This is a genomic window from Streptomyces sp. NPDC057424, from assembly GCF_042803315.1.
Taxonomy (GTDB): Bacteria; Actinomycetota; Actinomycetes; order Streptomycetales; family Streptomycetaceae; genus Streptomyces.
The window spans coordinates 91,600-103,511 of sequence record NZ_JBHVCP010000002.1 but is presented as its reverse complement, the minus strand read 5'-3'; the positions used below and the strand labels follow the sequence as shown (position 1 = coordinate 103,511).

Genomic DNA, 11,912 nt, shown 5'->3' with positions numbered 1-11,912 from the left:
TTTACCAACCCGGAATCCACTACTTTGGGCAGGGGCGATGGCGCGCCGGATCGGGATCAAGGACGTGGCCGCGGCGGCAGGTGTGTCGACCGCGACCGTGTCGCACATCCTGAACGGCGTCGAGGGCAAGCGGGCCAGCGCACAGACGCGGCAGCGGGTCCTGAAGGTCGCCGAGGAGCTCGGGTACGCGCCGAACGGCCTCGCCCGCGGGCTGAGGCTGCAGCGGTCGCAGACCATCGGCTTCGTCAGCGACGAGATCGCCACCACCCCCCATGCCGGCCGGATGATCCTCGGCGCCCAGGAGGCCGCCGCGGCCGAAGGCCTGGTGCTGCTGCTGGTCAACACCAGCGGTGATGCCGAACTGGAGCGCACGAGCATCGAGATGCTGCTCCAGCGGCAGGTGGACGGCGTGCTGTACGCGGCGATGTACCACCGCACCGTGCGCCTGCCGGAGAGCCTGCACTCGACTCCCACCGTGCTGCTGGACGCGCGCGCGGAAGACCCCGCCATCCCGTTCGTCGTGCCCGACGAGGTCCAGGGCGGCTACGCGGCGGTCCGGGAGCTGACCGACCACGGCCACCGCAGGATCGGCGTGACCGTGCAGACCGTCGACCTTCCCGCCCGGCAGGGCCGCCTGGAGGGCTACCGCAAGGCGCTGGCCGAGGTCGGTGTCCCCTACGACCCGTCCCTGGTCGCCGCCGAGACGGCAGTGCCGTTCGGCACGACCCCGGGTGACGTGGAGACGGGCTACCGGGCTGCCCGGCGTCTGCTGACGGCGGAGCACCGTCCGACGGCGTTGTTCTGCTTCAACGACCGGATGGCCGCCGGTGCATACCGGGCCGCCGCCGAGCTCGGGCTGTCCATCCCCGGCGACCTGTCGGTCATCGGATTCGACAACCAGGAACTGGTCTGCGAGTCCGTCTACCCCGCTCTGAGCACCGTTCAGCTTCCGCACTACGAGATGGGGGCACGGGCCGTGGCCCAGTTGCTCGCGCTCACCCAGCCGCCGGGCCGGCCACCGGGTCCGGACACGCACGAGATGCTGCTTTGCCCGCTGGTGGCGCGGGCATCGGTCGCTTCGCCGCCCCGACTCTGACCCCGGGACGGCGAAGCAATTCACACCATGACAGGCGACCGTTGCGACCGGTCGTCATCCCTGTCAGTACTTGGAACACAGTGAGGGTACACACATGTCCCCTGAGATTTTCAATGAGCCGTCGAGCCGCCCCGGCCTGCTGATATCCGCCGGCGCCTCCGCCGGTCGGGCTGGCGCGGGCGAGCCGGGCTCCGCGCGTTCCTCCGGCTCCACCACCTCTTCGGCCTCTTCGCCCCCTTCGCCCTCCTCGGCGTCTTCGGTGCGAGGGCGCTGAGCCTCGCGCTCCTCACCGACCGGGCGTCGGCCCCGCCCGTCAACAAGCCGCCACCGCAACTCGCCGCCGGCCCCGCGCCGGACCACGCACCCGTCGTCATGTGATCGCGGTGGGGTCCACGGACTCCATCCACCGGACGCGCCGCGCGTGCCGGTGGAGGCCACCTTCTCCTACGAGGAAGCGTGACCGGCGCCGTCCGCCGACGGCCCTTCGCACGCTCTCTGTACATACCGAAAGGCACGTGTGTGTCCACCGCGCCCTGTGATCGCTACCGGCCCGTCGCGCACCTGCGCCCGCCCCGCAACTGGATCAACGACCCCAACGGGCTGGTCTTCCACGACGGCCACTACCACGTCTTCTACCAGTACAACCCCTACGGTGCGACCCACGCGAACATGCACTGGGGCCATTTCCGCAGCCCCGACCTGCTGAGCTGGGAGCCGCTGCCGATCGCGCTGTCCCCCGCCCCGGGCGGCGAGGACGCCGACGGCTGCTTCTCCGGCAACGCGGTCTCCGACGGCGACCGGCTGATCGCCTTCTACTCCGCGAACCGCTGGGACCGCTCGCCCCAGCATCAGCCGGTCACCACCGCAACCTCCCTCGACGGCGGCCGGACCTTCACCTCGCGCGGGGACCTGCTCATCCCCGAGTGGCCCGAGGACTGCACCATGTACCGCGACCCGTACGTCTGGCAGGACGGCGACGGCTGGCGGATGCTGGTCGGCGCCGCCCTCGCGGACGGCCGCGGCGCGGCTCTGCTGTACGAGTCGGCCGACCTGGAAACCTGGACCTACCTGGGCCTCTTCGACGCCCGCCGGCAGGAGCCGGTCGGCGGTACCGACCTGCACACCGGCGAGGGCTGGGAGTGCCCCCAGTACCTCCCGGCCCAGTCCGGACGGCCCGCCGCCCTCATCTTCAGCGCCTGGAACGACCACGAAGGCGCACGCTGCGTCACCGCCCTGATCGGCGAGGAACGCGGCAACACCTTCACAGCCGGCTCGCCCGTCTTCGCCGACCACGGCCCCGAGTGCTACGCCCCCGCGCTGCTGCGCGCACCGGGCGGCCGGTGGCTGCTGTGGGGCTGGGCCCCGGAGGCCCGCGAGGAATCCTGGGCGGTCGCGGACGGATGGGCCGGACTGCTCACGCTTCCCCGCGAGATCTCCGTCGACGGCGACGGCACACTGCGGCAGCAGCCCGCCGCCGAACTGCTCGGCCAGCGCGGCGAACACGCCGTCCACGCCGAGGGCGTCGTGCACGGTCCGGAGCCGGTGGAACTCGGCAGCGTGGGAAGCGCCTTCGACCTGACAGCCCGTCTGGAGCCGGCCGCGGCGGCCGGTCTGCGGCTGCTCACCACCCCGGACGGCTCCGAGTACCTCGACATCCGGCTCGACGCCGCCGCCGGCGAACTGGTCGTCGACCGCGACCACGCCTCGCTGGACACGCGCGCCCAGGGCGGCTCCTACCGGATGCCCTGTCCCTCCGGTCAGCCGGTGGAGCTGCGCGTGGTCGTCGACCACTCCATCGCCGAAATCTTCCTCACCATCACCGGACAGGTGCTCACCCTGCGCTTCTACCCGACGAGCGGCGGCCCGTGGCGGCTGCAGGCCCGCGGCGCGACCGACGCGCCCCTGGGCTACGCGGTCGACGCCTGGGAGCTGCTGCCCCTCACGGTCAAGGAGCCGAGCACCGGCACCGAACTGCCGCAAGGGCGGTCCACATGACGGATCCCATGACGGATCCATCGCCACGCCGCCGTGGCCAAGGCGCGTGGCGATCCCGAATCCCCCCAATGCACCTCCGCACCACCCACCCTCACCCGCACCGCACACCGGAGGCACCCACCATGAACGCCGGAAGCAGAAGGTCCCGCCGGACCGTCTCGATATCCCTGGCCCTCGTCCTTCCCCTGGCCGCGCTGGCCGCCTGTGGGGGAGGCGGCACCGCCGACACCTCCGCCGAGGAGGGCAGCGGTACCGGCACCATCACCGTCTGGGCCCACCAGGGCCAGGCGAGCGAGGCCACCGCCATGCAGAACGCGGTGAAGTCCTTCAACTCCTCGCAGGACAAGATCAAGGCCGAGCTGACCCTGATCCCCGACAACGACTACACCAAGACCATCACCACCACCGACGCCTCCAAGCTGCCGGACGTGATGGAGTTCGACGGCCCGACCATGGCGAACTTCGTCTACAACAAGAAGCTCGCCCCGATGGACGACTACGTCTCCACCAAGACCCTCGCCAACGTCACGGACGCCATCAAGGCGCAGGGCGAGATCGACGGCCGGCACTACGGGCTGGGCATGTTCGACTCCGGGCTCGGCATCTACGGCAACAAGAAGCTGCTGGACGCGGCCGGGGTGAAGTACCCCACCAGCGTGTCGGACGCCTGGACCGCGGAGGAGTTCACCGCGGCCGTGAAGAAGCTGGCCGCCGAGGACTCCGACGGCAAGAGCCTGGACCTGCAGGAGAACAACGGCTACGCCACCGAGTGGGGCACCTACGGCTTCGCCCCGGTCGTCTGGTCGGCCGGCGGCTCGCTCCTGGAGAAGGGCAAGGCCGAAGGGAGCCTGGACACCCCGGAGGTGGCGTCGGCGCTGAAGACCTTCCAGGGCTGGAAGAAGTACACCGACTCCAACACCGACGGAAACGCCTTCGCCAAGGGCCGCGTGGCGCTGAGCTGGGTCGGGCACTGGATGTACCCCGCGTACAGCGAGGCCCTCGGCAAGGACCTGGTCGTGCTGCCCCTGCCCGACTTCGGCAACGGCCCCAAGACAGGCCAGGGCTCCTGGCAGTGGGGCATCGGCGCCAACACCAAGAACGGCAAGGCCGCCGGCGCCTTCCTCGACGCCCTCCTGAACGACACCAACGTCACCGCGATGACCAAGGCCAACGGTGCCCCTCCCGGGACCAAGTCCGTGCTCGCCAAGAGTGAGCTGTACAAGCAGGGCAGCCCGCTCCAGCTCTTCGCCGACCAGCTCGCCAAGCCCTGCGGCGACAGCCAGATCGACAAGTCCTGCGTGGCCGTGACCCGCCCGGTCACCGCCGGATACCCCACGGTCACCGCCAAGTTCAGCCAGGCGCTGAGCGACATCTACGGCGGAGCCGACCCGAAGACCGCCCTGGAGAAGGCCGCTCGCGCCATCGACCAGGACTTCTCGGACAACGCCGGTTACAAGCTGCCGTAGCCGGCATCCAGCAGCCGGGAGGGACGGGCAGACCCTGACCATGCCCGTCCCTCCCGGCCGGGAAGAGGACTCCTACCGTGACCACCGTGAACCCCGCACCCGCCACGCCCGCCGGGCGGGAGCCGTCCCCGCCACCGACCTCCGCCAAGCCCAAACGGCCCGGGCACCGGAACCGCGATGGGCTGCACGGACTGCTGATGTCCGCACCCGCCCTCGGCGGCCTCATCGCCTTCGTCGGCGTGCCGTTCGTCTACGCGGTCGTGCTCTCCTTCTACAACGTGCGGCTCGGCTCCCCGCTGGAGCCCACCTTCTTCGGCCTGGAGCACTACCGGCGCCTGTTCACCGACCCCGACATGTCCGGCCCGTTCCTGCGGGCCCTGCTGAACAACCTGACCTTCGCCGCTGTCGTGGTCCCCGTGCAGACCGGCCTGGCACTGGCCCTGGCGATCCTGCTGAACCGCAAGCTGAAGGCCATCGGCCTGTTCAGGTCCCTGTTCTTCATGCCCGTCATCTTCCCCATGGCCCTGGTCGCCGTCATCTGGCGGCTCATCCTGGCCCGCAGCGGCGACGGCCTCCTCAACTCCGCCCTCGACGCCGTGAGCTTCGGCAACTGGGGCGCCTTCGACTGGCTCGGCGACGGACTCACCGCCATGGCCTCGATCATCGTGCTGTCCATCTGGCAGGGCGTCGGCTTCCAGATGGTCATCCTCCTCGCCGGACTCCAGCAGATACCCGGCGAGCTCTACGAGGCCGCCCAGCTCGACCGTGCCTCCCGCTGGCAGCAGTTCCGCCACGTCACCCTGCCCGGCATCCGCGGCACCCTCGTCTTCGTCGCCACGCTCACCTCGGTGCTGTCCTTCCGCGTCTTCGACCAGGTCTACATCCTCGTCAAGGGCGGCGGACTCGACGAGGACGCCACCCGCACCGTGATGTACCAGGCCGTCACCACCGCCTTCGACCAGAACAACATCGGCCAGGCCTCCGCGATCACCGTCGTCTTCTTCCTGATCGTCGTCGCCCTGACCCTCATCCAGCGCCGCGCCGTCCGCACCGGCAACGAGGACTGACCATGACCCGCACACCCCTGCGCCGCTTCCTCGACTACGCCGTCCTGAGCGTGCTGGCCTTCATCTTCGTCCTGCCCGTCCTCTACCTGGTCCTCGGCAGCTTCAAGCCCTCCGACGAAGTGCTCAGCGGCCTGACCGGCTTCCTGCCCACCCACCTGTCCCTGGACAACTACAGCGCCGTCCTGAACAGCTTCAACTCCGACGCCACCGGCTACTTCTGGCGCTTCATGGGCGTCTCGGTGCTGCTGTCGACCGTCGTGGTCCTCGGCGGGCTGATCGTCAACTCCATGGCCGCCTACGGGCTTTCCCGACTGCGGTGGCGTGGCCAGGGCGCCGTCTTCACCCTCGTCCTGCTGCTCATGATGGTCCCGTTCGAGGCCGTGGCCGTCCCGCTGTTCTACATGCTCAACGACCAGCGCAACACCATCTACATCCAGGCCGCCCCCTTCATCGCCAACGCCTTCTCCATCTACCAGTTCGCCACCTTCTTCCGCGCGATCCCGCCCAGCATCGAGGAAGCCGCCCGCATCGACGGCGCCGGCCCCTGGCGCACCTTCTTCGCGATCATCGTCCCGATGTCCAAGCCGGTGTACGCCTCGGTCGCGATCCTCACCTTCCTCATCCAGTGGAGCTCCTTCCTCTGGCCGGTCCTCATGGTCTCCGACCCCTCGGTACGCCCCCTGCCCCTGCAGATGAGCGTCTTCCAGGGCCAGCAACCGGTGGACTGGGGTCAGGTTCTCGCCTTCGGTGTCCTGCTGGTCCTGCCCGTGCTGATCGTCTTCGCGTTCTTCCAGCGCTGGTTCGTCCAGGGCGTCGCCAGCTCGGCGGTCAAGGGCTGAACCCGCCGCCCTTCAGCACCTCGGGACAGTCGCGGGGCGAGGAGACCGGTTCCGGAAGCGGTACCTGTTCGGGCACCCTCTCGAGAGGCAGGTGCCGGCGGACGACGGCACAGCGGTCATCGAGCGGGTGTCGTTCTGCGACCGGGCTGCCGAACCGTTCTCCAGCTCCCTTCACCGACGAGTAGGGCCTCGACATCATGACCGCGGAATTCCTGGCGCGCCTCGACGACGGCATGCTCGAGTATTTCCGAGACATGGCGAGCGAAATGGTGTCGAGGTTCGCCATCTCCCGCGCCGAGGCCGTGGCGAGGATCAACGAGCGCTACCAGGATGCCGACATTTCTCCCTATCCGGATCTCATGTGTCATGAACTTCCGGAGCACTGGACTTATGGCCTGTACTACTACCCGGACGAGGCGGGCCGACTGCCGACCGGCGACGACGATGAGTCCATCGACTTCTCGGCCCTGAAGGTACGTCCCGCTCCCGAACCGGGCTCGCCCGCCTGGACGATCAGAGACTGCGATGCGGCCCAGGCTTCCGGGAGCTGAGACCGGGTCTGCATGGGCTGTTGCGCGTCCGCCCGCTGCCACATGTGTCAGCGCCTGGAGGAGCTTAGGTGCGTCCTGGGTGCGGAGGCGGGTTGTTCGCATACCGCCTGGAACGGGCGGCATGCCTGGAGGAATGAGGTCAGCGTTCCTGGGTTCGGGTTCGCAGGTCGCAGCTCCAGTGAGGACCGCCTGACGACCTTCCTTGCTGATCTTTTCCTCGAACGACTGTGCCCTGTAAGTTCACGTGTGCATACGGTTGTTGACGTTGATGTGCGCGTGACGGGGGTTGCGGTATGGCGGGCCACAGGCCGACGGACTGGCATGTCCTGGACTTGGACAAGGATCCGACGCCTGGTGATCCGCAGCGGGTGCGCACACTCGCGAAGCACTTGCACGACTTCGCCGACGACGTCTCCGACGCGTTGCGTCTGGTCAAGGGCATGGCGGGGGAGGGCACGCTCCTGGAGTGGGCGGGCAAGTCGGCGGACGTCTTCAAGGAGGACTTCGCGGACGTCCCGAAGAACCTCAGGAAGCTGAAGAAGTCCTACGAGATGTGCGGGGATGCGCTGGCGGACTTCTGGCCGAAGCTGGAGCGGGCGCAGTCGCTGGCGGACAAGGCCCTGCGCAAGGGCCGCGAGGCCCGGGACAACCTCTCCTCCGCCCAGTCCCGTCTCACCTCGGCCGACTCCTGGATGACGCGGGCGACCAAGGAGGCGGACAAGTACGAGGACGACCCGACGGGCAGCAAGTCGGATACGGACAAGCCGGACGAGGCGAAGGTCCGCGCCGCCACGCGGGATGTGCAGCACGCCAAGTCCGCCCAGTCCAAGGCGCAGTCGGACGTGTCCGAGGCGCAGGATGCCCTCGCGGCGGCGAAGAAGATGGCCGAGGACGCGCGCAAGATGCGCGAGGAGGCCGCCCGCGAGGCGAAGTCGAAGATCGACGAGGCCTCCGACGCGGGTATCCAGAACCGGTCGTGGTGGGAGGAGGTCGGCGACTGGTTCACCGACAACTGGGACACCATCGTCGCGGTCTGCAAGGTCGTCGTCGCGGTCGTCGGGATCGTCGCGATGATCATCGGCGGTCCGATTCTCGGCGCGATCGTGCTGATCGCCGCGCTCGTGGTGCTCGCTGACACCCTCTACAAATACTCCAAGGGGCAGGCGTCCCTATGGGATGTCGGACTGGCAGCCCTGGACTGCATACCGGGCATGAAGGGACTGACCACCCTCGGGGGACTCGCCAAGGGACTCAAGGCTTTCGGCAAGACCGGCCTCAAAGGCATGGCACTCGGGGTCAAGGGGGTGGGGAGGACCGCAAAAAGCCTGCTCGGGCAGGGAGCCGGGGGGACCTTCAACCGTCTGAAGGCCAAGATTTTCGGATGCGGTGACCCCGTCGACATCGCCACCGGCGCGATGTATATGGAGCAGACCGACGTGGAACTGCCCGGCCTGCTGCCTCTCACGTTCACCCGCCGTGCCGCCTCGAACTACCGCTGCGGCTGGTGGTTCGGCCCCACCTGGGCCTCGACGCTGGACCAGCGGCTGGAAATCTCCGACGACAGCGTCGTCTTCGTCACCGAGGACGGCATGTTGCTGGACTACCAGATTCCCACCACCACCGGCGCCTCTTCTTATCCGGAACAGGGACCTCGATGGCCGCTCACTCTTCTCGAGGGCGGCGGTTTCCGTGTCCATGACCACGACACAGGGCACACACGCACCTTTGCACCTGCGGTACGCGGTCTGTCACTGCTGCGGTGCATCTCCGACCGAAACGGCACCACCATCACGCTCGACTACGGGCCGGACGGCACGCCGCTTGCCATGCGGCACTCCGGCGGATACCACGTCACTTTCACGGTGGCCGACGACAGAGTCCAGGCACTCCACCTGCGCGGCGTCGGCGAGGACGGATCCGACGTCACCATAAAGCGTTTCCTCTACACGGACGGCCGGCTCACCGGAGTCGTCGGATCTTCCGGTGTGCCACTGAGGCTCGCCTATGACGATGGGCTTCGTATCACGACCTGGACGGACACCAACGGCAGCTCGTACCACTACACATACGACGAGCATGGACGCTGCACGGCTCAAGGCGGTGACGCGGGGCATGTCTCCTTCGCCTTCGACTATGACGGCATCGACGAAGACTGGCCGGGGCATCGGGTCACGACAGTGACGAGTGCCTCCGGGGCCGTCAGCCGCTACGTCATCAACGCCGACTCGCAGGTGGTGGCCCAGCTGGACCCGCTCGGTGGTCGGAGCACGAGGTTGTACGACACCAACCACCACCTGCTCTCGCACACTGATCCCCTGGAGCGGACCACGCGGGTCGAGTACGACGATCAGGGCCGATGCGTGGCGGTCGTGCGTCCTGACGGCGCTCGCACTGAGTACACCTATAACGCACTCGGCCTGGCTGTGGTCGTCAGACTGCCCGACCGTACGTCCGTCCTGAGCGCTTACGACGAGAGGGGCAACCGTACGGCTGTCACCGACCCCGACGGCGCCACGATGCGGTATGCCTACACGGCCGCCGGGCACCTGTGCGGAATCACCGATCCCCTTGGCCATACGACCACGATCCGCACTGACCGGGCAGGGCTCCCGGTCGAGATCACGAATCCGCTCGGCGGCATGGTCCACCACGAACGGGACGGCTTCGGCCGCACGATTCGGCTGACGGACCAGCTGGGCAACGTCACGCGTCTCGAATGGTCCGTGGAAGGATGGCTGACCCGGCAAACGGACGCCGACGGCACTGAAACGTGGGAATACGACGGCGAAGGAAATTGTATTCGCCACGAAGACACCGCCGGTAATGTGACCACGTACGAATACACCCACTTCGACTTGCTGTCTGCCAGGACGGATCCGTCAGGAGCGCGGTTCACCTATACCTATGATGCGGATCTGCATCTCACTCAGGCGACCGCACCCACTGGCGGTGTCTGGCGGTACGCCTATGACGCCGCCGGCCGGATGATATCCGAGACGGACTTCGACGGCGTTACCACTCGATATGCCTATGACCTTGCCGGGCAGCTCATCGCGCGTACGAACTCCATGGGCCAGACCGTCCACACCGAGCACGATGATCTCGGCCGCTTGCTCCGCAAGCACGTGGACGGAAAGACTCTGAACTTCCGGTACGACCTGTGCGGCCGCCTCACAGAGGCAACGGGGCCGCAAGCCACGGTTGCCATGACCCGGGACGGAGTAGGGCGGCTCCTCACCGAGACGACGAACGGCCGCCATCTCACGCACACCTACGACCTGGCGGGACGTCGTCGTACCCGTACCACCCCCAGCGGCACGGTGAGCAACTGGACCTATGACACGGCAGGCAGTGTCGTGGAGCTGGTCAGCTCGGGAAACGTCGTGCGCTTCGACCGAGACGACGCTGGACAGGAACTGGCACGTCGGATCGGTGCCCGCGCGGTTCTGTCCCACACGTACGACCCGCTCGGACGCAGACTCACCCAATCTCTCGTGCACGACGAACGTACACACAGCCGGCGTCGCTACAGCTACCGGTCCGACGGGTACCTCAGCGGAATCGAGGACCTGAACGGAGCGCAGAGCGGCTACGAGACGGACTCGACGGGGCGCGTAACAGCGGTTCATGGACCCCAGGGCACGGAGCGCTATGCCTACGACTCACAGGGCAACCAGACGCACGCGTTCTGGCCGTCCGGGTTCCCGGGGCGGGAGGCGGTCGGCGACCGCAGATATCACGGTCTGCGCCTGGAAAGGGCCGGCAGCGTGCGTTACGAGTATGACGTACAGGGGCGCGTCACACTCCGACAGAAGACTCGTCTGTCGCGTAAGCCGGACACCTGGCGCTACGAGTGGGATGCCGAGGATCGCTTGACAGCGGTCACAACTCCGGACGGAACCCGCTGGACGTATGTCTACGATCCGCTAGGGCGTCGTATCGCCAAGCAAAAGCACGCCGCGGACGGTGCCGGTGTCTTGGAGCGCACCGATTTCGTATGGGACGGCACAACGCTGTGCGAACAGAGAACATGGTCCGCTGACCATCCGCGAGCCGTTGTTGTGACATGGGACCACCAAGGGCAGCATCCCATCGCACAGACCGAACGCATCCTCGACGAAGATGCCAGTCAACAAGAAATTGATCAGCGTTTCTTCGGCATAGTGACCGACCTCATCGGTACCCCTACCGAACTTGTGGATGAGGAAGGCGAGATCGCTTGGTTCACACGGTCGACCCTCTGGGGCAGCACCATGTGGAACCGCTCCGCGCGTGCATACACCCCGCTGCGTTTCCCCGGTCAGTACTTCGACCCCGAAACTGGTCTGCACTACAACCTCTTTCGCCACTACGATCCCGAAACAGCTCGTTATCTCAGCCGAGACCCTCTGGGCCTGGCGGCGGGTCCGAACCCCGACACCTACGTGCATAACCCCTTGACATGGGCGGACCCGCTGGGCCTCACCCCCTGCGAAGACGCTGCCAAGCAGGCCGCCGCGCGAAACGAGACGGTGCTGGGGCCGAACATGCCCACGCGCACCGAAGCGTCCGTCGGAAGCACCACAAGCCACAGCTACAAGAAGACATTCTTCGAGGCGCATCCCGAACTCAAGGGTAAGGTTGTCGTCCATCACGCAATTGAGCAGCAGGTACTCAAACGGTATCCCGGCCTGTTTACGGCGGATGAGCTACATTCCCTGGAGAACCTTCGTGGAATACCGAAGGGTGATATTAACAGCAGAGTCCATCTGAGTCAGATACGTGTCGAGTGGAACAGGTTTTATGAGGCGAACCCGAACCCAAGTCGCCAGGAAGTCTTGAATCATGTGACGCGTGTCGATGATATGCTCGGCAACTGGTTCAGTCCGCGTATCCGTTAGTCGTGCACGAAAAGATTG

General features: G+C 67.1%; 7 protein-coding genes. All 7 read left to right on the top strand.

Translation table 11 applies throughout. The features are described from left to right. The first annotated feature begins 37 nt into the window (after window positions 1-37). The gene (locus ACFU3E_RS02645; protein WP_384150863.1) at window positions 38-1,096 is read left to right on the top strand and encodes a LacI family DNA-binding transcriptional regulator; all 1,059 of its coding nucleotides are present in this window, start codon (window positions 38-40) and stop codon (window positions 1,094-1,096) included. A gap of 519 nt (window positions 1,097-1,615) precedes the next feature. Next, window positions 1,616-3,091 (top strand): glycoside hydrolase family 32 protein, encoded by a 1,476-nt coding sequence (locus ACFU3E_RS02640; RefSeq protein WP_384150860.1) that lies wholly within the window; start codon window positions 1,616-1,618, stop codon window positions 3,089-3,091. 122 nt (window positions 3,092-3,213) lie between these two features. Beyond that, the gene (locus ACFU3E_RS02635) at window positions 3,214-4,557 is read left to right on the top strand and encodes an ABC transporter substrate-binding protein (protein WP_384150857.1); all 1,344 of its coding nucleotides are present in this window, start codon (window positions 3,214-3,216) and stop codon (window positions 4,555-4,557) included. A gap of 77 nt (window positions 4,558-4,634) precedes the next feature. Next, the gene (locus ACFU3E_RS02630) at window positions 4,635-5,624 is read left to right on the top strand and encodes a carbohydrate ABC transporter permease (protein WP_384150854.1); all 990 of its coding nucleotides are present in this window, start codon (window positions 4,635-4,637) and stop codon (window positions 5,622-5,624) included. Window positions 5,625-5,626: 2 nt separating this feature from the next. Next, window positions 5,627-6,463 carry a carbohydrate ABC transporter permease gene (locus ACFU3E_RS02625; RefSeq protein WP_384150850.1) on the top strand — a complete coding sequence of 279 codons (837 nt, stop codon included), beginning with the start codon at window positions 5,627-5,629 and terminating at the stop codon, window positions 6,461-6,463. Window positions 6,464-6,660: 197 nt separating this feature from the next. Then, window positions 6,661-7,014 (top strand): hypothetical protein, encoded by a 354-nt coding sequence (locus ACFU3E_RS02620; RefSeq protein ID WP_384150847.1) that lies wholly within the window; start codon window positions 6,661-6,663, stop codon window positions 7,012-7,014. A 332-nt stretch (window positions 7,015-7,346) separates the two neighbouring features. Further along, window positions 7,347-11,894: a DUF6531 domain-containing protein gene (locus tag ACFU3E_RS02615; RefSeq protein ID WP_384150844.1), complete on the top strand. Its 4,548-nt coding sequence runs from the start codon at window positions 7,347-7,349 to the stop codon at window positions 11,892-11,894. The last annotated feature ends 18 nt before the right edge of the window (window positions 11,895-11,912 follow it).

Excerpts from the sequence above, each read along its gene's own strand:
- ACFU3E_RS02645 (WP_384150863.1), top strand. The coding sequence starts at position 38 with ATGGCGCGCCGGATCGGGATCAAGGACGTGGCCGCGGCGGCAGGTGTG.
- ACFU3E_RS02635 (WP_384150857.1), top strand. The coding sequence starts at position 3,214 with ATGAACGCCGGAAGCAGAAGGTCCCGCCGGACCGTCTCGATATCCCTG.
- ACFU3E_RS02625 (WP_384150850.1), top strand. The coding sequence starts at position 5,627 with ATGACCCGCACACCCCTGCGCCGCTTCCTCGACTACGCCGTCCTGAGC.
- ACFU3E_RS02620 (WP_384150847.1), top strand. The coding sequence starts at position 6,661 with ATGACCGCGGAATTCCTGGCGCGCCTCGACGACGGCATGCTCGAGTAT.